The sequence below is a fragment of the Actinomyces sp. ICM39 genome, assembly GCF_000282935.1.
Lineage (GTDB): Bacteria > Actinomycetota > Actinomycetes > Actinomycetales > Actinomycetaceae > Pauljensenia > Pauljensenia odontolytica_B.
Map to the genome: position 1 here is coordinate 1 of NZ_ALCB01000116.1, position 26,513 is coordinate 26,513.

Sequence of the window (26,513 nt, forward strand, 5' to 3'; positions counted from 1 at the left end):
GCGCGGCCCCTGAGCGTTCAGCCGGGAGGAAGCCCCGGCCTCGTGATGCCTACTCCTGGAGGCGTCCCTCGTCGTCGAACACGTAGCGCGTGCCGTCGATCCAGCGTGCCCCGGTCACCATCGCCCCGGAGGAAGACAGGTAGAACCAGGAGCCGCCGTCCTTCACCCAGCCGGTGCTCATCGCGCCGGAGGTGGCGAAGTGGTACCAGGAGGAACCGATGCGCGCCCAGCCCGTGGCCATCGCACCAGAATCAGCCAGGTAGTACCAGGTGGAGCCGTCGCGCATCCAGCCGGTGCGCATCGCGCCCGAGGAGCCCAGGTAGTACCAGGTGTCGCGCACCTTGGTCCAACCACTCGCCATCTCGCCGCTGATGGGATCCAGGTAGTACCAGGTGCCACGCACGCTCACCCAGCCCGCTGCCTGGCCACCGGAGGGTCCGTAGTAGAACCAGTGGCCGCCCTCGCTGACCCAGCCGGTCACCATGTAGCCGCGCGCGTCGAAGCGGTAGATCGCCCCGTCGATGCGCAGCTGCGTCGAGGTCGGGTAGGTGCCGTCCTCGTAGCGCCACCACCAGCCGAACGCGCCGGACACCCAGCGACCCGAGCGGGCCTCGTCCGGGCCGACCTGGTCGGGGCTGACGGTGAAGGGAACCTGGAGCGTCGCGTCGTCGTCGGCCCGCGGATCAGCGTTGCGCCCGGAGGCCTCGACCGTGACCGTCGCAGCGCCCGCGAAGCGTCCCGTGCCGTTCGGGTGGGACACATCCACGCCGTCGGCCTGCAGCGTCACCGAGTTACCCTCGAAGGCGCCGTTGCCCACGCCGATCGCGACTTCGCGCTCACCGACGAGGAGACGCGCGGAGGTCACCGGACCGGTGACGGTCACGCGGATGGAGACGCGTCCGGCCACGCTCTCCCCCGCCAGTGGCTGCCACGTGGTGCCATCGGTGGAGTACTCGACGCTGCCGATGACGGGCTTCGCCTGATCCTTGAGGACAGCGTCCAGGGCGTTGGGCAGGCCCGCGCCCCGGTACTCGCGGCCCTCGACGGGCTTGAGGCGATCCCAGTTCGACGGATCCCCCGCCTGCTTCTTCGCCAGGGCGATAATCTGCTCGGCGTTCATCTCCGGGTGGACCTGGCGCAGCGTCGCAATGACGGCGGCCGCCAGGGGCGAGGCCTGCGACGTGCCGTACAGGTTGCCGTAGGCCTTGCCGTACCAGCTCGTCAGCGGCGCGTAGATCTTCGCGCCGGGGGCAGCGAAGTCGACGCTCGTCGCGCCCCAGTTCGACCAGGACGCCGGCTCGAGCACGCCGGTGGCTGGGTCGGCGCCCTCGGGCAGCTGCAGCGCGGACACCGAAAGCGTGCCGCGCAGCTTCGGCGGCATGTAGACGGCGCCCGTCACGTCGCGCTCGTGCGCACCCCAGGTATCGCCGGGAGCCGAGTCGTCGGTCGTGGGCAGGTTGTCCAGGTCCGTCGAGAAGTTACCGGCGGCCACCACGTTGATGACGTCCTTCGAGGTCGCGTAGTCAACCGCGCGCTGCACGGCCTCCTGGCCCGCGGCCTGCTCGGGATCGTTGGGGAGCCAGTACTTCCACGGGTCCACGTAGTACGAACCGTTGGTGACCGAGATGCCGTGGTCGGCGGCCCACACGAAGCCGCACACGATGTACTCGGGGTAGAAGAATCCGCCGTTGCGCGAGGCCACGTTGATCGCGGCGATGCGCAGGGTCGGGTTCACGCCGTCCACGCCCACGCCATCGTGCTTCGCGGCGATCGAGCCGGCCACGTGCGTGCCGTGGGTCGCGTCGTCCCAGCGCCACGCGGCGGGGTCGCGGTTCGGGATGCCGTTGAACGAGCAGGACACGGACTTGTCGTGGTCGACCTGTCCGACCAGGTCCGGCACGGTGTCATCGACGGACTGGTCCATGATGCCCACCGTGACGGGCGCGCGCATGACGTCCACGCCCTGCGCCTCGAGGGCGCGCAGGGCCTGGAGGTGCCATCCGTTGCCGGTCTGCGGGTCCGGGGTGAGGGCAGCATCCTGGTCACCCTGCGCTCCCTGGGAGCGGGGCGCGGCCGCGATCGCCGCGTCCGCCGCGACTCGCGTCTCGTAGGAGATGGGAACCACGGCCTCGTTACCGCCGACGGGCGCCTGGCGGGTCGGGCCGATCGAGTCGTAGCTGATCCCCTCCTTCACGAGCGCCGCGCCCAGGTCGGGCGAGAAGGTGGGCGATGCCGACTGCACGAAGAACGTGCCGAAGGCCGGGTACTGGGCCAGGACGAGTCCTCCCAGGAACGAGGCCTGGGCCGCCGCGCGCTGGAAGGTGGCGTTATCGGTGCCCTTGGGCAGGTTGACCGCGTAGTTGGCGGGCAGCTGGTCGGTGCTGCGCGCAGGGGCGGTGATACCGGCCTTGGCGGGGCCCGACGGCGCGGGCGTCGCGTCAGCATCGGGCGCGGGGGCCGGCGTCACGGCGGCGTTCGGGTCGCGCGCGACGGTGAAGACGGCCTCGCGGCCCGTGTCGTCATCGGCCTGGCGATCGAAGTTGATGCCGGTGGCGCTGACCTGGACGCGGGCGGTCACGGAGTCCGTTCCCTCGGGCAGGAGGGCGCTGAGGTCCACGTTTTCAATCGAGACGCCCAGTGCCGTGTCGAAGTACTTGCCCGAGCCGTCGCGGTCGACGGCAGCCAGGCCGGCGACGTCCATGTGCAGGTGGCTGATCGGGGCGATGGCCTCGGTGTAGAAGGTGACGGGACCGGCCGGCAGAGTCGCGCCGTGCACGTCCTTCCATTCACCCTTACCGACCCGGTACTGCAGGGTCTGGACGGTCGGCTGGGGCTGGTCGCGGCGCATGGTGGTCAGCGCGTTGATGAAGCCGTAGCCGCGGAATTCCTTGCCATCCTCGGGTGCTTCCAGGCGCGTGTATTCCATGGCGGCCTGCTTGCGCATGAGGTCGGTGATCTGCTTGCCCTGGAAGCCCGGGTGGATCGACTTAATGAGCGCAGCGATGCCCGTGATGTGGGGCGTGGCCATCGAGGTGCCGCTGGTCTTGGCGTAGCCGGAGGAGAAGATCGACGTGGGAACGGTGGAATAGATGTCCTGTCCCGGCGCGGTGAAGTCGACGCTCTTGCCGTAGTTGGAGAAGTCGGCGCGCTTGAGGTTCGCCCACTCGGGCTTGGTCTCGACGTTGGTGCGCGTGGCGGCACTGACCTGGCTAACCCCCTCGACCATGGCGGGGACCTTCACGCCGTTCTTCACGGGGCGGTCCTTGATCGGGGTGTCGAGGTCGGTCGGCGATCCACTGTCGGTGGTGACGTTATCGTTGTCCATGCCGTCGTTGCCGGCCGAGGCGATGACGGCCAGCCCCTTGCCCTGCGCGTAGGCGATGGCTCGGGTCGCAGCCTCGAGGCCGGCAGCCTGCTCGGGATCGCTCGGGCTCCAGTAGACCCACGGATCCATCGAGTAGGAGTTATTGACAATGTCGACGCCGTGGCTGGCGGCCCACATGAAGCCGCAGGTCACGTACTCGGGGTACATGAGCTGCTCGTCGTTGGAGGCCTTGATGGACACCAGGGTCGCGGTCGGCGCGATGCCGTCGATGCCGATGCCGTTGTGGTTGGCAGCGATGATACCCGCGACGTGCGTGCCGTGGAAGTAGTCGTCACGCCAGGACCCGTACGCCTGCGAGGGGATGCCGTTGTGCCCGCAGGAGACGGAACGGGAGGTGTCGACGCGACCCACGAGGTCGGGGTGCGTGTCGTCGATGCCGGTGTCGATGACGCCGACGGTGACGGGCGCGTGCGCAATCGGCACGGCCGCCGCATCGGTGGCGCTCATCGCCTGGGCACCCCAGTTGACGACCTCCTCGGGCTTATCGGCCTCGGTCGCACTCTGTCCACGCATGGAGGACGGGCCACCCGACTGCGCTCCGGACTGAGCGCCCGACTGGGCTCCGGACTGAGCCGGGCTCGCCTCGCCGGACTGCGGGGCCGGCTGCGGGTCGGGAGATGCCTGGCGCTCCCCTTCGGGCACGGCGGCCACGCGCGTCGGGCCCACCGAGTGCACGGAAATTCCGGCCTTCCCCAGGGCTGCAGCCAGGTCCGGGGCGAACGAGGCCGACTCGCTCTGGGCGAAGAACGTCCCCAGCTCCGGGTAGGAGGCCAGCGTGACGCCACCGGCGGATGCGACGAGCGAGGTCGCGCGCGCAAGGTCCTCGGCGCTGGCCTGAGGGCTGAGGTTGATGGCGTAGTTCATCAAGCCGGCGCTGGCGCGTGCGGGCGCGATGAGGCCGGTATGATCGTCGGCCCGGGTGGGTGGGGCGGTCGCTGTGGCCACGCCCATGGACAGGGCGAGGGCGGCGACGAGCCCGATGCGTGCAACATTGCGGCGCATGGTTCCTCGACTTTCAGTTGTGGGTCTAGCGAGTACGACAATGTACCCATCAGAACTATCATGCTTTAGTTTGTCACTCGCCACAATTTAGCGTCGCTTAAATTGGTCAACACCTGGCCAGAGGCAAGAATTACATGTAACCACTCCCCTACCCGCCACCCCCACGCCCTCATGACAGCAAGGCGGGGCCGCACACCTGAGGGTGTGCAGCCCCGCCTTGACAAGTAGCCTCGAAAACCTACAGCATGCGACCGTCCGGACCGAAGTTGTAGGTCGTACCATCCACCTGCCGAGTGCCGGTGACCATCGCTCCGGATGCGTCCAGGTAGTACCAGGAGCCGCCGTCGTTCACCCAGCCGGTGACCATCGCTCCGGATGCGTCCAGGTAGTACCAGGAGCCGCCGTCATTCAGTGGGCCGGTGACCATCGCTCCGGACGCGTCCAGGTAATACCAGGTGCCACCGTCATTCAGCCAGCCGGTGACCATCGAACCCGAGGCGGTCAGGTAATACCAGACGCCCCCAACCTGCACCCAGCCCGTGGCCATCGCACCGGAGGGAGTGAGGTAGTACCAGTCGTTGCCCCAGCTGACCCAGCCCGTGACCATCATGCCCGTGGGGGGTTGCAGGTAGTACCAAGCGCCGTCCACATTGGCCCAGCCCGACGCCTGGGCCCCCGATGCCTCGTGGTAGAACCACCGGCCGTCGTCGAGCACCCATCCGGTCACCATGTAGCCACGCGCGTCAAAACGGTAGGTCGCCCCGCCGATCTCAGCCGCTTGCGAGGCCGGGTAGGTTCCGTCCTCGTATCGGTACCACCAGCCGATCGAATCCTTGACCCACGTGCCAGCCTTGGCCTCGCCGACCGCGTCGAGCGCGTCGAGGAAGCCGTAGCCTCGGTACTCCCTGCCGTCGATCGGCTCATTGAGGCGTCCGTAATTAGCCAGGGCCTGCCTCTCCATCAGCTTGATGACCTGGGCGCCCGTGAGCTCCGGGTGCACCGACTTGATGAGGGCCGCGACGCCCGACACGTGCGGGGTCGCCATGGAGGTGCCGTCGGCGACCGCGTAGCCGCTGCGGTAGAAGAGCGTCGTGGCCGTGGAGTAGATCTGGTCGCCCGGCGCGGCAAAATCAATCGTGTGACCGTAGTTGGAGAACTCGGCGCGGCCCAGAGACAGGCCCGGCTTCACGTTGTACGCCTGACCGACCGCGCTGACCTGGGCGACGCCGTCGAGCATGGAGGGAACGCGGATACTGCCTTCCACCGCACGATTCTTCGTCGGCGTGGGAACATCGGTCGGCGATCCGTTGTCGATCCACGGATTGTCGATGTCGACGCCCTCGTTACCGGCCGCCGCGATAACCGCCAGGCCCTTGTCCTGCGCGTACTTAATCGACCGCGTGGCCGCCTCGAGGCCCGCAGCCTGCTCGGGGTCAGTCGGGCTCCAATAGACCCACGGGTCCATCGAGTAGGAGTTATTCACGACGTCCACCCCGTGGCTCGCCGCCCACATGAACGCACAGGTCACGTACTCGGGGTAGATGAGGCGGTTGTCGTTGGTGGCCTGGATGGCGACGATTGTCGCCTGGGGGGCGATGCCGTCGATACCAATATCGTTGTGGTTGGCGGCAATAATGCCCGCGACGTGCGTGCCGTGGTAGAACTCGTCGCGCCACCCATAGAAGTCCTGCGTGGCGACACCATTCACCGAGCACTTCACCGAACGCGACGTATCGACACGTCCCTCCAGATCCGGATGCGTGTCCTCAACGCCGGAGTCCACGACCGCGACGGTCACAGGGGCACGCTTCACGTTGACTGCCTCGGCCTCGCGCGCGTGCATGGCGACGGCACCCCAGTTGAAGATCTCCTCGTTCGCTTCAGTGGGAGCGGCGCTCGCGGTCTCATCGCGCATGGAGTTCAGGCCGCCTGCCGCGCCGGACTGCGGGGCCTCGTCCTTCTTGTCGGTGGGCAGATCGACGCGCTCGTAGTAGAGGACGGGGGCCACGCGCGTCGGACCGATCGAGTGGATGGAGATGCCGGCCGCTCGCAGGGCGGCGGCCAGGTCGGGCGCGAACGAGGGCGTGGCGCTCTGCGCGAAGAAGGTACCAATCTCCGGGTACGAGGCCAGGGCGGCGCCACCGGCTCCGGGGACGAGGGCGAGGGCCCGCTGGAGGTCCTCGGGGTTCGTGCCCGCGAGGTTGATCGCGTAGTTCATCTCATCGTTGTCGGCGCGGGCGGCGGAGACGAGTCCGGGCTCCTCGGCTCGGGCGGAGGGGGCGTTCACCGCGGCCACGCCCATGGACAGGGCGAGAGCAGCGACGACGCCGATGCGTGCGGCAGTGCGGCGCATGGTTCCTCGACTTTCGATTGTCACTGTCAGGATTTCGACTGCATTCACAGCTGCACCCATCATCCTAGAGTTTGTCAGTAACAACAAAACCTAGGCTTACCTAAGCCGGACTACTCACCTTGCGGACCCTCCCCCAATTTCGCATGCAATTCCCCCAACCCCTATTTTCACTACCCCGCGAAAACCGCAGAATACCAACGATCAGATTTCAAATCATGAAATACTCATGGGGGAATTGCATGCGGATTTGTGGGGGAAAGACTCCCCTGGGGATAGGGCAGGCAACGGGGAGTGCACACAAAACGGGGAGCGCCCGTAGGCACTCCCCGTCTCGCACTTTGTTTACTCCAGGTCGGCGGTTACTCCGGGCCGACGTTTACTCCAGGCCTGCGTCGAGGGCCAGCAGATGGTCGACCGTCTGCGGACGGATAAACCAACGGGCGGATCCGTCCTCGACGGCGAGCACGCCCGGCTTCGTCAGCATGTTGTAGTTCGAGGCCATCGAGTAGCCGTACGCGCCGACAGCAGGAACGGCCAGCAGGTCGCCTCCCGTGATGTCGGCCGGCAGGTCGATGTCGCGGATGATGATGTCACCGCTCTCGCAGTGCTTGCCGACGATGCGGCAGCGCACGAGTTCAGATACATCGGCGGGATCGCGGTTAGCGAGCGTCGCCGTGTAGGCCGCGTCGTAGAGGACCGGGCGGATGTTATCCGACATGCCGCCGTCGATCGCCACGTAGCGGCGCACTCCCCCGTCTTTCAGGGAAATATCCTTGACGACGCCAACGCGGTAGAGCATGACCATCGACGGGCCGGCGATCGAGCGGCCGGGCTCCACGGACACGTGCGGGATCGGCAGGCCATGGTGGGCACAGCGCTCGCGCACCACGGTGGCCAGCGCGCGGGCGACCTCGACCGGGGAGGTCGGGATCGGATCCTGGCCCGTGTAGGCGATGCCCACTCCGCCGCCCAGGTCGATCGCGGGAACGTCGAGATCCAGCTCGGCCTTGAGGAGTGCCGCGAAGTCGATGACGATGCGCGCGGCCTCGGCAAAGGCCTCGGTCCCAAAGATCTGGGAGCCGATGTGGCTGTGCAGGCCCCGGAAGTCCAAGTGCGCCGCATCCTTGATTGCGGCCACGGCCTCGTACGCCTGGCCGGTGGCCAAGGAGAGGCCGAACTTCTGGTCCTCGTGGGCGGTCGCGATGTACTCGTTGCCGCCCGCGTGGATGCCGGACTTCAGGCGCACCATGACGGGCGCGACGACGCCGAGGTCAGCCGCGATACGCTCTATCTGGTGGACCTCGTCCATCGAGTCGATGAAGATGCGGTGAATACCGGCCTCGAGGGCGAGGCGGATCTCCGCATCCGACTTGTTGTTACCGTGCAGGCCGATGCGGTCGGGGTCCACCCCGGCGCGCAAGGCGAGGCTCAGCTCGCCGAGCGAGGCGGTGTCGATACCCAGGCCCTCGGCCGCGACGAGGCGCGCGACGTCGGCGCTCAGGAAGGCCTTGCCAGCATAGAAGGCGTCGCCGCCGCTCATGCCGTAGCCGTCCCAGAACTCCTCGGCCATCGCCGAGGCCCACACGCGGGCGCGGCCGCACATGGCCTCGACGTCGAGCACGAAGGTGGGCGTGCCGAAGTCGGCGGCGACGCTGGTCAGGTCGACGCCTCCCACGCGCAGCACGCCACCCTCCCGAGAAGCGCTCCACGGCCACAGGTCGGGGCGCTCATCGGGGGTCGGGCAGGTGAGGGTACCGACGCTTGCCGTCTCGCTCACCGAGTCACATCCTCTCGGGGGCGCTCACACCGAGGAGGCCGAGGCCGGTGCGCAGCACCTGGGTGACCGCGTCGTTGAGCCAGAGGCGTGCGATGTGGCCGGGCTCGACCGGGTCGTCGCCGCGAGGCGTCACGCGGCACTGGCCGTACCAGGCGTGGTAGGTCGCAGCCAGGGACTCGAGGTAGCGGGCGATGCGGTGCGGCTCGCGCAGCTCGGTCGCCTGCGCAACCTGCGCGGGGAACTGGGCGAGGGCGGCCAGCAGGGCCTCATCGGCCTCGGAGTCGAGGGCGGCCGGGTCGAAGCCAGCGTCGCGAGTGACGCCATGCTCGGCGGCGTTACGAGCCACGTTGCAGGTGCGCACGTGCGCGTACTGCACGTAGTAGACCGGGTTGTCGTTGGAGTGCTGCGAGAGCAGATCCAGGTCAATGTCGACCTGCGTGTCCATCGACACGCGCACGAGGGCGTAACGCGCAGCATCCACGCCCACGGCATCGACGAGGTCATCGAGGGTGACGATCGTGCCGGCGCGCTTGGACATGCGCACGGGCTCGCCGTCCTTCACCAGGTTGACGAGCTGACCGATGAGGATCTGCAGGTTCTCGCCCGGCTTGTCACCGAACGCGGCGCACATCGCCATCATGCGGCCGATGTAGCCGTGGTGGTCGGCGCCCAGCAGGTAGATGGCGGCATCCGCACCACGCTCGCGCTTGTTCAGGTAGTAGGCGACGTCGCCCGCGAAGTACGCGGCCTGGCCGTCCGACTTGATGAGGACGCGGTCCTTGTCGTCACCGTAGGTGGTCGTGCGCAGCCACACCGCGCCACCCTCGTCGAAGATCTCGCCGCGTTCACGCAGGCGCTCGATCGCCGCGGCAACCGCGCCGGAGGCGTGCAGGGAGTCCTCGTGGAAGAACACGTCGAAGTCTGCCCGGAAGGTGTGCAGGCGCTCCTTGATCTCCGCGAACATCAGCTCGACGCCGCGAGCGCGGAAGACCTCGATGGCCTCTTCTTCGGGCAGGGTGATCGGGTCGGGCTCGCCGGCCGCGCGCGCGTCGGCGCGGACCTGGTCGGCAATGTCGGCGATGTACTGGCCGCCGTATCCGTCCTCGGGGACCTCGCGGCCCATGGCGCGGGCATAGAGGGAGTGCGAGAAGCGGTCGATCTGCGAGCCGTGGTCGTTGAAGTAGTACTCGCGGGTCACGGCTGCGCCGGAGGCGGCCATGAGGCGGGCAAGCGAATCGCCGACAGCGGCCCAGCGGGCGCCACCCAGGTGCACGGGGCCGGTCGGGTTCGCGGACACGTACTCGAGGTTGATCGAACGGCCCGAGAGGGTCTCGTTGCGGCCGTACGCAGCACCGGCCTCGACGATCGTGCGAGCCAGCTCGCCGGCCGCACCCGCACCCAGGCGGATGTTGATGAAGCCAGGGCCAGCGACCTCGACGGAGTCGATACCGTCGGCAGCGGCCAGGTCGTCGGCGAGGATCTGCGCGAACTCGCGCGGCGCCATGCCAGCCTTCTTACCGAGCTGCATCGCGACGTTGGTCGCCCAGTCGCCATGCTCGCGCACGCGCGGGCGCTCCACGGTCACGGGGTCGGGGACCAGCGAAGGGTCGATCGAAATGCGACCGGCGGCAGCAGCGTCCAGCAGGGTCGCGCGGATGAGAGTAGCAAGTTCTTCAGGAGTCACCCCTTTAGACTACGGGGTTTTTGCTCCCATCCGCGAACTCTCCCCGGGTCCGCGAATGAAAACCTGGACACACGAGGCGCGCCTGGGTGGCTTTCGTCCCGCCGCGAGGGACGCGAGGCGAGTAATATTTCGGGTAGCCGAATATTTTTCTACCTATAGTGAGGATTCCCGTGAGCGCCACGGACACCGAGCATCGCCACAAGCTCATCCCCCTCCTCGGCCCCGCCTTCGTCGCGGCCGTCGCCTACGTCGACCCCGGAAACGTCGCCGCCAACATCACGGCGGGCGCGCGCTACGGGTACCTGCTCGTGTGGGTTCTCGTGGCCTCAAACATCTTCGCGATGGTCATCCAGTACCTCTCCGCCAAGCTCGGCCTCGTCACCGGCCAGTCCCTGCCCGCCCTGCTGGGCGCGCGCATGGGCAAGCCCGGGCGCATCGCGTTCTGGCTCCAGGCGGAGATCGTGGCCGCCGCGACCGACCTGGCCGAAGTCATCGGCGGCGCGCTCGCCCTCCACCTCCTGTTCGGTGTCCCCCTCCTGTGGGGCGGCGTCATCATCGGCGTCGTGTCGATGGCCCTTCTGCTCGTTCAGGGCGGCGGGCGACAGCGCCAGTTCGAGACGATCATCGTCGGCCTGCTCATCATCATCACGCTCGGCTTCCTCGCGGGTCTCTTCGTCGCGCCGCCCAGCCCCTCGGGTATGCTCGGCGGGCTCCTCCCCCGCTTCCAGGGCACCGACTCGGTCCTCGTGGCCGCATCCATGCTGGGCGCAACCGTCATGCCGCACGCTGTTTACCTGCACTCCTCCCTCGTCAACGACCACGAGGCCCACGAGCTGGGCCCCTCCACCGGCGACGCCCGACACTCCTCGGGACACCTCTCGCGCCTGCTGCGCGCGACCCGCATCGACATCTACTGGGCGCTGAGCATCGCGGGCCTGGTGAACATCGGCCTGCTGCTCCTAGCGGCCGCGGCGCTGGCCGGCCAGAGCGGCACCGACACGATCGAGGGTGCGCACGCCGCGATCTCCTCCACGCTCGGGCCCATCGTCGGCACCGTGTTTGCGGTCGGCCTACTGGCCTCGGGCCTGGCCTCCACGTCGGTGGGCGCCTACGCTGGCTCCGAGATCATGAACGGCCTCCTCCACATTCGCGTGCCCATCATGGCGCGCCGCCTCATCTCCCTGATCCCGGCGCTCATCATTCTGGGCGCGGGCGCCGAGCCCACGTGGGCCCTCGTTGTCTCGCAGGTCGCCCTGTCATTCGGCATCCCCTTCGCGATCATCCCGCTCATGCGCCTGACCGCCTCGCCCGAGGTCATGGGCAGCTACGCGAACAATCGTCCCCTGCGTGTCACCGGCTTCCTTATCGCAGCCGTCATCGTTGCGCTCAACCTGTTCCTCGTGTATCTCACCCTCACCGGCCAGGGATAAGGGACGAGGCCTGGGCCAGGTTGTTCGTGCGGGGCGCTGCCACTGGGCCAGATATGGCAGCGCTTGGTTGCGAGGAGGTCAGCAACCTGGGCACCCCGGTGGACCTTGTCGCGCGCCAACCGGGACAAAACTCACCCGGCACATATGCTGGTCTGTCCGAACCGGTACAAAACTCGCCCTGTACCGCAAAAATCGCCCTTTTTGAGCCATTTTCGGCACGCAGGGCGAAAATTGTCACGCTTTCTGCGCAGGCACTCGCAGCAGGGCGACTTTTTTCTCGCTGTGGGTTTGAGCAATCGAAGCTGGGCGACTTGTGTCGCGCCACCAGCGGCGGTTTCGCTCACGGAGCGCTTCATCTTCATCGCAACCACCTGCTTGGGCCACGGAAAGCTCGCGCTGGCACTCACACGGCGTTCATGTCCACCATGTCGCATGGTGATTGGGATGCTCTGAAAGAAATATCGCCCCTGCTTGGGATTGCGCCTGCCGGCATGAAATATAAATCGCCCCTGCTCGCCTAAAACCACTGATTTTGCCCCTATTTCGGCGAGCAGGGGTGGTTTTTCTTTCACGAAGGCCATCGAACACACAACACAGTGACCTGCTGGGGTGGTTTTTCTTTCACGGGAGCTACCGCACTCTCAGCACAGCGGCGTGCTGGGGCGATGTTTCTTTCACTGTCAGGCCGCAGCCCCGACACACATCGCACGAAACAACGCCAGCGGAGGCAACAGAAAGACGGCATGCACAGCAAGCACACAAAACGGGGCCGGTGATCATTCACCGGCCCCGCTTCGTGTGTATCAGCGCTAGGAGCGCATGCACCAACGCCTGAGGTATCAGGCGCGCACGGAGCGCTCGTAGTCCTTCATCAGGTCGATGCGGCGCTGGTGGCGCTCGTCGCCGCTGAAGGGGGTCTCCAGGAACGCGTCGATAAGGGCCAGAGCCTCTTCCTCGCTGTGCTGGCGGGCACCGACGGCCACGACGTTCGCGTCGTTGTGCTCGCGGGCCAGACGCGCGGTCGCGTCCGACCACACGAGGGCGGCACGCACGCCTTCCACGCAGTTGGCCGCCATCTGCTCACCATTGCCGGAACCGCCGATGACGATGCCGAGGCTGCCCGGCTCGTCGACGACCGCCTGGGCGGCTTCGATGCAGAACGGCGGGTAGTCGTCGAGCGCATCGTAGGTGTCGGCGCCGTGGTCGACGACATCGTGACCGGCCTCGCGCAGGTGCGCGACAACCTTTTCCTTGAGTTCGAAACCGGCGTGATCGGTGCCGATATGAACGCGCATGGGATCCTCCTGAAGAGTTCTCAAACAAGCAACGTCCACTAGTATGGCACACATCACCGTCACGCGTGGTTGTATGAAACCCTGCTAAACTGACCGAGCTGCCCCGATAGCTCAGCGGATAGAGCGCTTGCCTCCGGTGCAAGAGGTCGCAGGTTCGAGTCCTGTTCGGGGTGCCACTCATATCCAGATACCTCGCAATGCCCGCCGCCACCCAACGAAAACCCGCGAGCGAACACGCCCCGGCCTCGTCGATGAGGCCACTCCCACCTCCTGGAACACTCCACACCCCGCTCCCCCACCCCATAAAATAGTGAGCGTATTTATCGTCAACCAAGGACTGGCCGATGACCTACCCCTGGTGGAGTCTGCTCCCCTTCATCGCGATGCTTGGCTGCATCGCAGTTCTGCCTATCATCCCGAAGACCGCGCACTGGTGGGAAAAGGAATGCTCCCAGCTGTCCGTCGCGCTCGCTCTCGGCGTGCCGACGACGATCTGGATGTTCATGAAGGCGGGCACCGGCCCGCTTATCGCCACGGGCGTGGAGTACGTGCAGTTCATCGCGCTGCTCTTCGCGCTGTTCGTGGTCTCCGGCGGCATTCACCTGGCCGGCGACATCAAGGCGACCCCGCGTAACAACACGATCTTCCTGGCGATCGGCGGCCTCCTGGCCTCGTTCATTGGGACGACCGGCGCAGCCATGCTGCTGATTCGCCCGCTCCTGGAGACCAACAAGGAACGTAAGCACCGCGTGCACACGGTCCTGTTCACGATCTTCATTGTGGCGAACTGTGGCGGCATACTGACTCCGCTCGGCGACCCGCCGCTGTTCCTCGGCTACCTGCACGGCGTGCCGTTCGCGTGGACGTTCGCGCTGTGGAAGGAATGGCTGTTCGTCCTGGTGCTGCTGCTCCTGTCGTACTACTCGATCGACCGCGTGCGCTACGCCTCCGAGGACACTGCCTCCATCGAGGCCGACGACCGCGAGGTCAAGCCGCTGAGCCTGCACGGCAAGATCAACCTGCTGTTCTTCGCGATTATCATCCTGTCCGTCGCTTTCGCTCCGTCCTGGGACGGCGAGGCCCTGGCCGAGGGCCACGTGCACTCGTGGACCGGCTTCGTGCCGTGGCGCGAGATCATCATGTTCACGGTCGCGGGCCTGTCCTACAAGCTCTCGGATAAGAAGGTGCGCTTCGAGGAGAACGCCTTCACGTGGGCGCCGATCATGGAGGTCGCGACCCTGTTCATCGGCATTTTCTCGACGATGGCGCCGGCGCTGCGCTACCTGGAGCAGATCGCCCCGTCGCTGCCGCTGACCCGCATGACGTACTTCGTGTTCACGGGCGGCCTGTCCTCGATCCTGGATAACGCCCCGACGTACATGACGTTCTTCGAGATGGCGAAGGCTTCCGGAGGCGAGGGCACTCTGGTCGCGGGAGTGCCCGAGTACTACCTGATCCCGATTTCGCTCGGCGCCGTGTTCTGCGGCGCGATCACGTACATCGGCAACGGCCCGAACTTCATGGTCAAGTCGGTCGCCGAGTCCGACGGCGTGCCCATGCCGTCGTTCGGTCGCTACATCGGCTACGCGTTCACGCTCCTGGTGCCGACCCTGGCTGCCATGGCAATGATCTTCGTGGGCGAGTCCTGGCTGGTTCGAGGCCTGGGCATCGCTCTGGCTGCCGGCCTGGTGTTCCTGTCGCTCGTGCGCATCCGCCGCGCGGGCCTGGACGAGGCCGTGGCCGACTTCAGCGGCGACGAGTGAGTCAGCGGTCTTGACACATGTGTCGAGAGGGGCGGAGCCAAGCGGCTCCGCCCCCATTTTTTACTGTAATCTCAAGGTTCTGGAGGAACCTAATCTCTTCAATGAGGACTTGACGATCACTGTGACGGAGGGCTATCCTAATCTGTTACTGCTGACCACGTTGTAAGGGGAGATAGTTGTCTAGTGGAATCGTGTGGGACGCGGACGCTGTTTCGCGTGCCATCAACATCCTGGAGTACTCGAGCGAGAGAGTCGCCTCTGAGACTCTCGAAGCACCTAGTGGCGCTGGGAGTAATGAAGCAGATCTGACAGCGAAGATCGAGAGAATCAATCGTGTTATACAGAAGGCATCTTTTTGTTCTTATTCTATCGCTCGCGGACTGACCGCAGCATCCGAGAATTTTGCAACCACCGATAATCAGGAAGCTGCCAGTCTTCAGTCAACAGGAGAATATCTGCGCGCCAGGGGGCCACGATGAGTACCGACGAAGATACACGCCAACACGGAGCATGGTTTTCCATGCCTTTCCCGATTAACGTCGACAATCTCTTCACGTTCAAGGATCAATGTGAACAAGCTTCCGGCGCATTGCATACCGCAGACGGAGATACAGTGCGCGCTTCCTCCATTGTCGGCCAGCAGGAGGCACTTCTTGTCGACCCATGTCAGCACGATTTACAAATCACATCGGACGTGTGTGAAGAAATCTCCAACGATCTGAAAGCACTCACGAACGCTGTATCCGAACTCGCCTGGTCGATGAAGTCAGTACGTGAGGAGTACAAGGGAATCGCGCAGAAAGCCCAAGACTGTGGTCTGATCGTCGAAGGCGACACAGTGACCCTATTCGATGAGTCGGACGATGACCTTGTCCATAGTTTTAATGAGCTGCAAGCGCAAGCTGAGGTCCAGCGGTTGAATTATGAACGCGCCGAGCACGTGTTTTCACTCGCGCTAGACAGTCTCAAAGTAGACGCCTATGAGCAATGGATTGAACCGGTTTTCAACGGACTCAAAAGCCAGTTCGTTTTGGACAATGAGCACCCATATGCCAATTTACTTCCCTACACAATGGGAGCCACCGATCTTCTCGGTCAGACTGCATCCGCGGCCACGATTCAGTTCAACAAAGGGCTCTACCAGCCGCCTGCAGAATTTTTCGCCGCGGGCGACCTATCGAACTGGAAGTTCATACCGACAGGAACACAGGTAACGGAACCCGTTGGAACCCGAACGATAGCCCCCGTCTTGGGAAAGGCCGGAAAGGTTGCCGGCGTTGCGGGGGCGGTCGTCGACGGCGGCATTACCGCCTACGACACGTACCAAATCGATACCCAGCAGCACCCCGAATGGAGCGAGGGCCACAAGGTAGCACGAGCGGGCGTGAAAGGCACTGTGACAGGGGGAGCTACCTGGGCAGGCGCCTGGCTAGGAGCCAAAGGCGGTGCCGCCATCGGCGCTACTGTCTCGGGTCCTTTCGCCCCCGTTGGCGCTGTCGTTGGCGGTATTGTCGGCGGCGTCATCGGCGGGGTGGCCGGCCATTACTTTGGCGAAATGACAGGTGACGCAATCAATGACGCGACACTCAATTAACAATGGACAATCGCATGAACGAGAACATTACACTGACTATTATCGGAATCGGAATGGGATTCTTCGGAGCGGCGGTGTGGTACGCCGAGATGTTCACAGATTCAAAGGCTGCGAACCTGTGGCGCCGAATGAACGGCAAAGGAAGAATCAGTAGAAATTATGCTGCTATCGGAGCACCCGCATTTGCATGCATTTTTCTTCTCGGCGGCATCCTAGGATTGATCAATTACTTTCAACTACCGGGGATTTTATCGCGCATTGCCGCCATTTCAATCCTCGTATTTCTATCTTTCTTCCTCATTAGCCTTCTGCCCATCAAGTTTCCCCGGTGGGTCTACGCCGATTGGCAGTACGCCAAGCGCCATGGGCTCTTAGACGACGATGGCAATATCGATCAGGAGGCATACGAGAAACACACAAAAGGCAAGGGATTCTGGTGAACGAACACGCCACTATGACCCTTGCCTCGGGATGGAGGTTCCTCACCCCGGAGGAATACGCGCAGCTCGGTCCCCTGGCAGATGATCCCAGCGTTCGCCTCGTCGCCGTTGCTAAGACGAAAGATGAGGGAAACGTTCCGACCTTCGTGGTCACCGGCGGAGCGCTCAACACCGACGCGAGCGACGACGAAGTCTACGCGGACAGCGTCAGGCAGGTGGAGGAAGCATTGCCTGGATTCCACCTTATTGACGACTTCGCGTGGCCGGTTGCACCGCACGGCGCCCGCTGGCGCACCGGCGTGTACATTCTCGAAAATGTCTCTCTGACCCTCAGCCAGCTCACGTGGATCACACGCACTGCGCCCGCGACACAGCAATCTCCGCAGCGTTTCCTGTGGACCGCGACGTGTACGTGCCCCAGTGTCCTATTCCCAACCGTCATCGATGATTTCATCACGATGGCTCAAACCCTGGAGGTGACACCGTGAGCACCGACACAGCTGAACCGGACACCTCGGATCAGCTCGTCGTCACCGTCGAGCAGGCCGATGCCCTGCTCGAGATGATTGCCAGTGACGAGAATGCCGGGCGCATTTCAAGCGCCGCTCTCACCAGTGGCTTGGTCGCGCAGGGACTCGCCGGTGCCAACGGCTTAGCCGGCGAAGCCGCACGTATTCTCGAGCCGGTGCACGCAGCCCACACCCGCATCTGTATCCGCGTCGTGTCCCCCAGCATGCGCGGCATCGTACGCGACTGGAAGATCTGGCCCACAGCACCTCGCTCAGTCATCATGCGCTCCGACGTGGACGGCGTACACTTCAGCCAGGTCGATTTCTTCGAGGTCCCCCATATCCTGGCCTTAGCTTCCTTGCTGCACGCCGGACCTACCATCCACGACGGGCCTCCTTACATTCCCGCGGATTTCGTCGCTGCGATTCGTTCCCTGGATGCACAGCGCGCTCAGGATGTACTCAACGATCTCGTGACATATGGTCCCGCTGAGTCGCACTTTGCCCAGGACTGCGTCTCCGGGCGGTGGAGCGTCGTGACCTGCGTGGGCGAGCAGATACGACGTCGACAGTGGCAGACAGGGCCACACTTCGACTGCTTCGTCACCAACCACATGCACGCACAAATCCACGCCCCACTCAACGAAAAAGCCCTTGCACACATGGCGTCCCATCCGGCGCTAGACGCACCTCCACGCGCGGCAATCTGGGCCATGATGATGGGGCTTATTAGCGGCTAGAGCAATCCTGAAATACTCGCTTTACACGAGGAAAATTCCGGTGCGCGCCCGCCTTTTCAAGCAATAGCCTCAGTCCCTGGGGCCCGAAACAGAACCGGGGGCAGGGGGCTGGGTCCACAGGCCGCGTTGGTCCAGGAAGTCGCGCAGGAAGACGGGTCGGTCGGTGATGATGCCGTCGACGCCGACCTCGAGGAGGCGCAGCACATCGGCCACCGTGTTGATGGTCCACACGTGGACGGCCAGGCCCAGGGTGTGGGCGGTGGCCACGAAGCGCTCGTCGACGACGCGGATGGGGCCCTGGTGCATGGGCACCTGGGCGGCGATGGCACCCTGACGCGGGCCGGGCACGTGCCACCAGGCGGGGTTCGTGGCGCTCTTCGCGGCACCCACGAGGCGCACGACGGCCTCGGTGCCCAGAGACGTGGCGACCGCGCGGGAAGGATCCGATGCGGCGATGTCGCGCACAGCACGCAGGCGAGGCTCGGAGAAGGAGGCCACGAGCACTCGGTCGGCCGCGCCGTGGTCGGCGATGACTTCGAGGAGGGGGCCTTCGACGCCCGGCTCCTTCGCGTCGATGTTGAAGTACATGTCGGGGAATGCCTCGAGGACCTGAGCGAGCAGCGGCATCTGCTCCCCGGAGTCGCGGTGGCGCAGCTTGGACAGCTCGCGCCACGTCATCTGAGCGATCACGCCAGTACCGTCGTAGCAGCGGTCCACGGTCTCGTCGTGGCAGATGACGACCTTGCCATCGGCGGTGACGTGGGCGTCGGTCTCCACGTGGCGGATCCCGGCCTCGTAGGCGTAGGCAAAGGCGCTCATCGTGTTTTCGGGGGCCTCCTCGCTGCCGCCGCGGTGGGCGAAAACGATGGGTCCCTGACGCAGGGTGACGGGCATCATGAGCAAGACTCCTGTCCGAGATAAACAGCTTTGTTTGCCTGCATCCACGCGTCCGGATCCACGGGGGTATCCGAGGAGTCGTGGATTTCGAAGTGCAGGTGCGGGCCCGTCGACCAGCCGTTGTTGCCAACCGCGCCGATGACCTGCCCGGCGGTAACGGTATCGCCGACCTTCACCTTAATTTTGTTCATGTACTGGTGCAGGTAGGCGGAGTGGAAGACGGTGCCGTCAGATTTCGTGTGCTTGATCTGCACGTAGGCGCCCGAGCGCGAGTTCTCCGCGACCTCCTCGACGACGCCGCCGTATACGGAGGTGATGGGGGTGTCGAGCGGGGCGGCCATGTCGATGCCCTCGTGGGCGAGGAGCTGACCGGAGACGGGCGAAATACGCATCGTGAAGGGCGAGGTCACCGTGTAGGTGCCCTGCGGGAGCGGCCAGTAGATCGTGTCGGCGACGACGCGCACGTTGCGGTTTCCGTCCGCGCCATTGCCCGACGCGCAGCCGGTGATGGACACGGGGGCCTGGGCCTTGGCGCGCGAGTTCGCGGTGAGGGTGCCGTCCAGGGCGGTCGCCTGGGGCAGCGCGGAGGACACGGCCCAGCTGGGCCCACCCACCGAGGCGCCGAAGGCACGCGCGGGCACGGTCAGCGAGGAGTCGGAGCCGACGCGCCCCGTCATGGGCACGGCGATCGTCGTGCCCGCCAACCCCAGCACGAGGAGCGCACGCAGCGCGTATCCGACGGGGTGGACGTTACGGCGTCGCTTGCTCGACGACGAGGCCGGGGCTTCCTCGTCGATGTCAGGCTCAGTCTCAGGAGACGAGGCTAGGGCCGGAGGTTCCTCCACCGTTTTCTTCGCGGCGGGAGGCGGCGGAGGGGCAACGGTCTCTTCGCCAACCGGGATCGCCGCGGTGATCGGGTTCTCCTGGGAGTCGTCCCCGTTCTCGGAGCGCGCCGCGCGCAGCTGCGACCGCTTCGGCAGCGGGCACTCGGTGTCGCTCACGCTCTCCCCCTCGTCTGTGTTCGTCACGAAGTTTCGACCTCGATCTAATGTACCTTGCGGATCGCGGCTCGTCACGGGCGTTGGAGAACGTCTCGGACTTCGCCGACCAGCAGCTCGAGGATGTCTTCGAGGAAGAGGATGCCGACGACGGCTCCCGCATCGCGGACGAGTGCGCAGTGCACGCCGGTGCGCTGCATGTGGCGCAGCGCGTCTTCGACCTGGTCGTCGGCGGACACGGCCTCGAGGCGTCGGATGCGCCACGGGGTGATCGGCTGCTCGCGATCCTCGCCGGTGGCGTACAGGACGTCCTTCAGGTGCACGTAGCCGACGATGGAACCGTCGTCGCCGGCGATCGGGAAGCGCGAGTAGCCTGTGTGGGCGACCTGTTCTTCCACGTCGGCCGGAGTGGCACCCTCGGGCAGGACGATGAGCTTGTCGAGGGGGACCATCGCGGTCCCGGCCGTCTCCTCGGAGAATTCCAGGGTGCCGCTGAGAAGGCCCAGCTCGTCGGTCAGCACGCCCTCCTCCTGCGAGGCGACGACGATCGAGGCGACCTCCTCGATCGTGTAGGAGGCCGAGATTTCCGAGCGCGGCTCGTAACCGGCCAGGCGCACGAACCAGTTCGCAAAGCGATCCATAGCCTCGATGATCGGGCGCAGGACGTGGCCCAGGCGCACGAGGACGGGGGCGAGGATCAGCAGCATGCGCACGGGCGCGGCGATCGAGATGTTCTTCGGGACCATCTCGCCGAAGACGACGTGGCAGAAGAGAACGATGACGAGGGCGGCGGCGAAGCCAACGACGTGGCTGGTCGCTTCGGGGGCGCCGAGGCGCTCGAGTGGCGACTCGACAAGGTGCGCGATCGCGGGCTCGGCGACGACGCCCAGGGTCGTGGATGCGACCGTCACGCCCAGCTGGCAGATCGCCAGCATGAGGGACACGTGCTGCAGCGCGTACAGGGCTGCGGCCGCGCCGCGCGCGCCCTCGTCGGCGAGAGGCTCGACCTGCGAGCGGCGCGTCGAGGTGACGGCAAACTCGCCGGCGACGAAGAACGCGTTGACGGCCAGAAGCGCCACGGTGATACCGAGACCCACTCCCACGCTCACAGTGACACCTCCTCAACCTCGGCCTCGGGGGCGGGCGTGATCGCCACCTGGGCGACGCGCCGTCCCTGCATCTGCGTGACCTCGATGCCGATGCCGTCCACGCTCACGCGCGAACCGACGACCGGGATCTCGCCGAGCTCGTTCATGACGAGGCCGCCGATGGTGTCGTAGGGGCCGTCCTCGGGCAGGTTGATGTCCGTGCGGCGCGCGAGCTCGTCGGGGCGCAGCGTGCCGGGCACGAGGAACGTGCCGTCGGGGCGCGGGCGGATGCCGAGGCGTCGCTGGTCATGCTCGTCGGAGACCTCGCCGACGATCTCTTCGACGACGTCCTCAAGGGTCACGATGCCGGAGACACCGCCGTACTCGTCGACGACGACGGCCATCTGCAGGCCCTCGTCACGCAACTGGACCATGAGGGGACCGATCGGCACGGTCTCGGGAACCGACGGCGCGTCGGTCATGAGGGACGAGGAGATGACGGGAACCTCGGCGCGACGGTCGGCGGGCACAGCGACCGCGCGGCGCAGCGAGACCAGGCCGAGGATGTCGTCGGAGTCGTCGCCGATCACAGGGAACCGCGAGTGTCCGGTTTCGCGGGCCAGGTCCAGTACGTCCTGGGCGCTGTCACCCTCGCTGAGGGTGTGCAGGCGCCCCCGGTCGGTCATGACGTCAGCGGCGCTCAGGGTGGACATACGGATCGTGTTGACGAAGAGGTCGGCCGTGGACATGTCGAAGGTACCTTCTTCGACGGAGTGCTCGACGAGGGCCGCCAGCTCGGAAGCGGAGCGCGCCGAGGAGATCTCCTCCTGGGGCTCAATCCCCATGCGGGCGAGCACCCAGTTCGCGGTCCCGCCCAGCACCCAGATGACGGGGCGGGCAATCGCGGTGAAGGCCATCTGGAAGGGGACGACGCGCACGGCGGTCGCCAGGGGGTGTGCCAGGGCGAGGTTCTTGGGGACGAGCTCGCCGAAGAGCATCGAGAAGACGTTGACGAACGCAGCTGCCACGAATGCCGCGATGCCGGTCGCCAGGCCCCACGCGAGGCCGACCGATCCGAGCAGGTCCTCCAGCAGGTCGGCCAGCGCGCTCTGCGTCGTGTAGCCGAGCAGGATCGTGGTCAGCGTGATACCCACCTGAGCGCCCGACAGCTGGGTTGACAGCGTGCGGGTCGCGCGCAGGACAGAGGCTGCCCCACGATCCCCTTCCTCGGCTTTCTTGTCGAGGACGGCTTGGTCAACCGCAACGAGAGAGAACTCGGCGGAGACGAAGATGAAAGTACCGGCTGTCAGGACGACGCCGAGCAGAAGCATGAGGGCGGTCGTCATCGCGTGGCCCCCTCGACGAGGCCGGGGCGGGCCGTGCGCACGCGCGCGGGCAGGGGGTGAGAAAGAGCGGCGGGAAAGCCAGCAGTGTCGCAGTCCATGATGGTTACAGTCTAGCGGGCCTGCCCCACTCCCCCAGCGCGCATTTCCACACACCACGACGCATGTGCCAACAATCATTCTTCAACGGACCAAAGGCCCTTGAAGTACACGCCAAAGGTCTACCAGGTTTCGTGAAGACCATCACGCGGCGGTAGAATTAACGAGGTATGACCGCGCAGGATTCGGCCCATGCGCGCGGCATGACACTTACGGAGGAATACGTGCCCACTCCCACCGCTTCCCAGCCCGATCCGCAGTGGTACATCGCAAAGATGCGAGACCTCTACGAGCGTGACCCCCAGCTCCTGGACCCGTCCTGGCGCGCCTATTTCTCCACCGAGTCCGCTCCCCCACAGCTACGCGCCAAGCGCCCCTCCATCCCCGAGGGCACACCCGAGACACCCGAGCCGGCCCCGGCCTCGTCGACCGAGGTTCCCCCGGCCTCGGTCACCCAAGACCCTGCGGTCCCCGTGGCGGTGACCCCGCCCACCCTCGACATCGAAGAGGACGGGCCCGAGGCGGCCACCACCGAGCACGCACCCGTCGTCTCGGTGACCCGCTCGGACCTGCCGCCCGCGCCGCCCGCCGCCGTCGCCGAGGCCACGAGCCCCTACACGCGCCTGCAGCACGGGCGCGCGGCCTTCACGCTCTTCCAGGGCGCCCCCTCGCACGACGAGCTCCACATCCTCAAGTCCGCGGCGCGCGCGACCGCCAAGCACATGGAGGCCTCACTCTCCATCCCCACGGCCACCTCCCAGCGCCAGATCCCGGCCAAGCTCCTCATCGAAAACCGCGCCCTCATTAACGCGCACCTGGCGCGCACCGTCGGCGGCAAGGTCTCCTTCACGCACCTCATCGGCTACGCCCTGGTGGAGGCGCTGTGCGAGATGCCCGACCTCAACGTGCGCTACACGATCGAGGGCGGCAAGCCCGCCGTCGAGCAGCTCGCGCACATCGGTTTCGGCCTGGCCATCGACGTGGCCGACGCGCAGGGCAACCACTCCCTCAAGGTCCCCGTCATCCACGACGCCGACACGCTCACCTTCGCTGAGTTCGTCGATGCCTACCAGGACCTGGTGGCGCGCGCCCGCACGGCGACGCTGACGACCGCCGACTTCCAGGGCGCATCCGTCACCCTGACCAACCCGGGCACGCTCGGTACCACCACCTCCGTGCCCCGCCTCATGGTCGGCCAGGGCCTCATCATCGGTGTGGGCGCCACCGACTACCCGGCGGAATTCCGCGGCGTCTCCCCCAAGCGCCTGGCCGCCCTCGGCATCGGCAAGACGATGTTCTTCTCCTCCACCTACGACCACCGCATCATCCAGGGCGCGGCATCGGGCCGCCTCCTGGCCCTCGTGGACGCCAAGCTCTCGGGCCGCGATGGCTTCTACGAGCGCGTCTTCACCTCGATGCACGTCCCCGCGCGCCCCTACGCGTGGGAAGCGGACTACGACTACGACCCGAACCACGAAAAGGGCAAGCCCGCGCGCATCGCGGAGCTCATTCACGCCTACCGTTCGCGCGGCCACCTCGCCGCCGACACCGACCCGTTGGCCTACCGCGTGCGGCGCCACCCCGACCTCGATCTGTCGTCCTACGGCCTGAGCGTGTGGGACTTGGACCGCCCCTTCCCCACCGGTGGTTTTGGCGGCTCCGACCAGATGCTGCTGCGCGACATCCTCACGCGCCTGCACGACACCTACACGCGCACGGTCGGCATCGAGTACATGCACATCCAGGACCCCGAGCAGCGCGCATGGGTCCAGAAGCGCATCGAGCGCCCCTACGAGGCCCCCTCCCCCGAGGCGCAGCGCCACATCCTGGGCACGCTTATCCGCGCCGAGGCCTTCGAGGAGTTCCTCCAGACGAAGTTCATGGGCCAGAAGCGCTTCTCCCTCGAGGGCGGCGAGTCCCTGATCCCGCTGCTCGACCACATCCTGGCCGACTCGGCGCGCACCGGCATCCACGAGGTCGCCATCGGCATGGCGCACCGCGGCCGCCTCAACGTGCTGGCCAACATCGCGGGCAAGTCCTACGCGCAGATCTTCGACGAGTTCGAGGGCAACTACATGCCCAACTCCGTCCAGGGCTCCGGCGACGTCAAGTACCACCTGGGCACATGGGGCGTGTACTCCCTCGACGACGGCCTGGCCACCAAGGTCTACATGGCCGCCAACCCCTCGCACCTGGAGGCCGCCGACGGCGTCCTGGAGGGCATCGTGCGCGCCAAGCAGGAGCACCTGGGCGACCCGGACCTGCCGATCATCCCGATCCTCATCCACGGCGACGCGGCCTTCATCGGCCAGGGCGTCGTCCAGGAGACCTTCAACCTCTCCCAGCTGGAGGGCTACAAGACCGGCGGCACGATCCACGTCATCGTCAACAACCAGATCGGCTTCACGACGGGCCCGACGCAGGGCCGTTCCACCGGCTACGCAACCGACCTGGCTAAGGGCCTGCAGGTCCCGATCCTGCACGTGAACGCGGACGACCCCGAGGCCGTCATCCGCTGCGCACACCTCGCCTTCGAGTACCGCAACGCCTTCCACAAGGACGTCATCATCGACATGGTGTGCTACCGCCGCCGCGGTCACAACGAGGGCGACGACCCGTCGATGACCCAGCCCGTCATGTACTCCCTCATCGACCGCATCCCCTCCACGCGCGCCGTGTACATCCGCGGCCTCGTGGGTCGCGGCCAGCTCACCGAGGACGAGGCCCGCCAGTCGATCGCCCAGTACGAGGCGGAGCTCGGGCGCATCCTCGAGGAGACCCGCGCGGGTGGCGCTTCCTCGGTGTCTGAGATCAACCCGGGCAGCCGCACGCACGACCCGGCACTCACCGTCGGCGTGGGCGAGGCCGGGGAATCGGGCGACGAGGAATGGACCATGCCGGAGTCCCAGATGCCCGGCATCGGCATGATGATCGGCTGGACGTCTGCTGCCCCCGCCAAGCAGCTGCGCCGCATCGGCCGCGCGCACACGCGCTTCCCGGAGGGCTTCGAGCCTCACCCGAAGCTGCGTCAGCTGTGCGAGCGCCGCCTCGAGATGGCGCTGGGCAACAAGCCTATCGACTGGGGTTTCGCTGAGCTCCTGGCCTTCGGCACGCTCCTCATGGAGGGTACCGGCGTGCGCCTGTCCGGCGAGGACGTGGGCCGCGCGACCTTCGTCCAGCGCCACGCGATCCTGCACGACGCGAACGACGGGCGCGAGTTCACGCCGCTGCGTTTCCTCACCGAGAACCAGGCGCGTTTCGACGTGTGGAACTCCCCGCTGAGCGAGTACGGCGTGCTGGCCTTCGACTACGGCTACTCGCTGGAGAGCCCGGAGACCCTCACGATCTGGGAGGCGCAGTTCGGCGACTTCGCGAACGGCGCGCAGACCGTCATCGACGAGTTCGTGTGCTCGGCCGAGCAGAAGTGGGGACAGCGTTCCTCGCTCGTCATGCTCCTCCCCCACGGCTACGAGGGTCAGGGACCCGACCACTCGAGCGCGCGCATCGAGCGCTACCTGCAGCTGGCCGCCCAGGACAACATGTGGATCGTCCAGCCCTCCACGCCGGCGAACTACTTCCACATGCTGCGCACGCAAGCCTACAAGCGCCCGCGCAAGCCGCTCATCGCGTTCACGCCCAAGCAGCTGCTGCGCCTGTCGGCCGCATCCTCGCACCTCGACGAGTTCACCTCGGGCGCCTTCCAGCCCGTCATCGGCGACGACGCCGTCACCGATCCGGCATCGGTGACGCGCGTCCTGCTGTGCTCGGGCCGCCTGTACTACGACCTCGTCAAGGAGCGCGAGCACCGCGGCGACACCTCGACGGCGATCATTCGCCTGGAGCAGCTCTACCCGCTGCCCGAGGCCGAGGTTGCCGAGGCCTTGGCCCAGTACCCGAACGCGTCGGTGACCTGGGTGCAGGACGAGCCTCGCAACCAAGGCGCGTGGCCGCACCTGGCGCTCAACCTCTTCCCGTCTCTGGGACGCCCGGTCCGCGTGGTCTCTCGACCCGAGTCCGCGACGACCGCAGCGGGACGTGCCTCGCTTCACAAGGAGCAAGCAGCTACCCTTATTGCGCAGGCCTTCGAAGGCTAACGAGGGCCGGCGCTCCCACCGG

Annotated in this window: 17 protein-coding genes and 1 tRNA gene; 9 read left to right on the forward strand and 9 right to left on the reverse strand. The window is 66.1% G+C overall.

From position 1 onward, the window contains the following. Positions 1-49: 49 nt before the first annotated feature. From HMPREF1137_RS07705 to argS, 4 genes are all read right to left on the reverse strand, one after another. Positions 50-4,387, reverse strand: a complete 4,338-nt coding sequence (locus HMPREF1137_RS07705) for a S8 family serine peptidase (RefSeq protein ID WP_009054041.1) — start codon at positions 4,385-4,387, stop codon at positions 50-52. A 238-nt stretch (positions 4,388-4,625) separates the two neighbouring features. Next, on the reverse strand, positions 4,626-6,740 hold the full coding sequence (locus HMPREF1137_RS07710; protein ID WP_034497365.1) for an N-acetylmuramoyl-L-alanine amidase family protein: 2,115 nt from the start codon (positions 6,738-6,740) through the stop codon (positions 4,626-4,628). Between the two features lie 376 nt (positions 6,741-7,116). Further along, positions 7,117-8,517, reverse strand: coding sequence for a diaminopimelate decarboxylase (gene lysA, locus HMPREF1137_RS07715; protein ID WP_009053972.1), 1,401 nt, complete (start codon positions 8,515-8,517; stop codon positions 7,117-7,119). A 4-nt stretch (positions 8,518-8,521) separates the two neighbouring features. After that, positions 8,522-10,201: an arginine--tRNA ligase gene (argS, locus tag HMPREF1137_RS07720; protein ID WP_009054043.1), complete on the reverse strand. Its 1,680-nt coding sequence runs from the start codon at positions 10,199-10,201 to the stop codon at positions 8,522-8,524. Between the two features lie 170 nt (positions 10,202-10,371). Between argS and HMPREF1137_RS07725 the strand changes: the two genes are divergently transcribed. Then, the gene (locus tag HMPREF1137_RS07725; protein ID WP_009054050.1) at positions 10,372-11,631 is read left to right on the forward strand and encodes an Nramp family divalent metal transporter; all 1,260 of its coding nucleotides are present in this window, start codon (positions 10,372-10,374) and stop codon (positions 11,629-11,631) included. Between the two features lie 53 nt (positions 11,632-11,684). Continuing rightward, entirely contained in the window at positions 11,685-12,152 is a 468-nt protein-coding gene (locus tag HMPREF1137_RS10280; RefSeq protein WP_133124165.1) for a hypothetical protein, read from the forward strand. A gap of 318 nt (positions 12,153-12,470) precedes the next feature. Here HMPREF1137_RS10280 and HMPREF1137_RS07730 read toward each other — a convergent pair whose 3' ends face one another. Further along, positions 12,471-12,926 (reverse strand): ribose-5-phosphate isomerase, encoded by a 456-nt coding sequence (locus HMPREF1137_RS07730; RefSeq protein WP_009053994.1) that lies wholly within the window; start codon positions 12,924-12,926, stop codon positions 12,471-12,473. A 100-nt stretch (positions 12,927-13,026) separates the two neighbouring features. Here HMPREF1137_RS07730 and HMPREF1137_RS07735 point away from each other — a divergent pair. From HMPREF1137_RS07735 to HMPREF1137_RS07760, 6 genes are all read left to right on the forward strand, one after another. Further along, positions 13,027-13,102 (forward strand) — tRNA-Arg (locus HMPREF1137_RS07735). 168 nt (positions 13,103-13,270) lie between these two features. Continuing rightward, a complete protein-coding gene (locus tag HMPREF1137_RS07740) occupies positions 13,271-14,689 on the forward strand; it encodes a sodium:proton antiporter (RefSeq protein WP_009053974.1) in 1,419 nt (472 codons plus the stop codon). A gap of 520 nt (positions 14,690-15,209) precedes the next feature. After that, on the forward strand, positions 15,210-16,283 hold the full coding sequence (locus tag HMPREF1137_RS07745) for a glycine zipper (RefSeq protein ID WP_009053996.1): 1,074 nt from the start codon (positions 15,210-15,212) through the stop codon (positions 16,281-16,283). 14 nt (positions 16,284-16,297) lie between these two features. Further along, on the forward strand, positions 16,298-16,723 hold the full coding sequence (locus HMPREF1137_RS07750) for a hypothetical protein (protein ID WP_196792981.1): 426 nt from the start codon (positions 16,298-16,300) through the stop codon (positions 16,721-16,723). Then, positions 16,720-17,211 carry a hypothetical protein gene (locus tag HMPREF1137_RS07755; protein WP_231284064.1) on the forward strand — a complete coding sequence of 164 codons (492 nt, stop codon included), beginning with the start codon at positions 16,720-16,722 and terminating at the stop codon, positions 17,209-17,211. The genes HMPREF1137_RS07750 and HMPREF1137_RS07755 overlap by 4 nt, the downstream gene beginning before the upstream one ends. Further along, positions 17,208-17,972, forward strand: a complete 765-nt coding sequence (locus HMPREF1137_RS07760; protein WP_009053979.1) for a hypothetical protein — start codon at positions 17,208-17,210, stop codon at positions 17,970-17,972. Before HMPREF1137_RS07755 ends, HMPREF1137_RS07760 begins: the two co-directional genes overlap by 4 nt. A 69-nt stretch (positions 17,973-18,041) precedes the next feature. Here HMPREF1137_RS07760 and HMPREF1137_RS07765 read toward each other — a convergent pair whose 3' ends face one another. From HMPREF1137_RS07765 to HMPREF1137_RS07780, 4 genes are read right to left on the reverse strand one after another with little or no spacing between them, the layout of a single operon-like run. After that, a complete protein-coding gene (locus HMPREF1137_RS07765) occupies positions 18,042-18,869 on the reverse strand; it encodes a glycerophosphodiester phosphodiesterase family protein (RefSeq protein WP_009054015.1) in 828 nt (275 codons plus the stop codon). Further along, complete coding sequence (locus HMPREF1137_RS07770; protein WP_009053991.1) at positions 18,866-19,897, reverse strand: M23 family metallopeptidase; 1,032 nt, start codon at positions 19,895-19,897, stop codon at positions 18,866-18,868. The genes HMPREF1137_RS07765 and HMPREF1137_RS07770 overlap by 4 nt, the downstream gene beginning before the upstream one ends. Positions 19,898-19,941: 44 nt before the next feature. Continuing rightward, a complete protein-coding gene (locus tag HMPREF1137_RS07775; protein WP_009054045.1) occupies positions 19,942-20,976 on the reverse strand; it encodes a hemolysin family protein in 1,035 nt (344 codons plus the stop codon). Next, positions 20,973-22,301, reverse strand: coding sequence for a hemolysin family protein (locus HMPREF1137_RS07780; protein WP_009053959.1), 1,329 nt, complete (start codon positions 22,299-22,301; stop codon positions 20,973-20,975). Before HMPREF1137_RS07780 ends, HMPREF1137_RS07775 begins: the two co-directional genes overlap by 4 nt. 266 nt (positions 22,302-22,567) lie before the next feature. Here HMPREF1137_RS07780 and HMPREF1137_RS07785 point away from each other — a divergent pair, with 266 nt between their 5' ends. Further along, positions 22,568-26,491 carry a multifunctional oxoglutarate decarboxylase/oxoglutarate dehydrogenase thiamine pyrophosphate-binding subunit/dihydrolipoyllysine-residue succinyltransferase subunit gene (locus HMPREF1137_RS07785; RefSeq protein ID WP_009054010.1) on the forward strand — a complete coding sequence of 1,308 codons (3,924 nt, stop codon included), beginning with the start codon at positions 22,568-22,570 and terminating at the stop codon, positions 26,489-26,491. Positions 26,492-26,513 lie beyond the last annotated feature (22 nt).

Excerpts from the sequence above, each read along its gene's own strand:
- HMPREF1137_RS07705 (WP_009054041.1), bottom strand. The coding sequence starts at position 4,387 with ATGCGCCGCAATGTTGCACGCATCGGGCTCGTCGCCGCCCTCGCCCTG.
- HMPREF1137_RS07710 (WP_034497365.1), bottom strand. The coding sequence starts at position 6,740 with ATGCGCCGCACTGCCGCACGCATCGGCGTCGTCGCTGCTCTCGCCCTG.
- HMPREF1137_RS10280 (WP_133124165.1), top strand. The coding sequence starts at position 11,685 with ATGGCAGCGCTTGGTTGCGAGGAGGTCAGCAACCTGGGCACCCCGGTG.
- HMPREF1137_RS07730 (WP_009053994.1), bottom strand. The coding sequence starts at position 12,926 with ATGCGCGTTCATATCGGCACCGATCACGCCGGTTTCGAACTCAAGGAA.
- HMPREF1137_RS07740 (WP_009053974.1), top strand. The coding sequence starts at position 13,271 with ATGACCTACCCCTGGTGGAGTCTGCTCCCCTTCATCGCGATGCTTGGC.
- HMPREF1137_RS07745 (WP_009053996.1), top strand. The coding sequence starts at position 15,210 with ATGCCTTTCCCGATTAACGTCGACAATCTCTTCACGTTCAAGGATCAA.
- HMPREF1137_RS07750 (WP_196792981.1), top strand. The coding sequence starts at position 16,298 with ATGAACGAGAACATTACACTGACTATTATCGGAATCGGAATGGGATTC.
- HMPREF1137_RS07765 (WP_009054015.1), bottom strand. The coding sequence starts at position 18,869 with ATGATGCCCGTCACCCTGCGTCAGGGACCCATCGTTTTCGCCCACCGC.
- HMPREF1137_RS07780 (WP_009053959.1), bottom strand. The coding sequence starts at position 22,301 with ATGACGACCGCCCTCATGCTTCTGCTCGGCGTCGTCCTGACAGCCGGT.
- HMPREF1137_RS07785 (WP_009054010.1), top strand. The coding sequence starts at position 22,568 with ATGACCGCGCAGGATTCGGCCCATGCGCGCGGCATGACACTTACGGAG.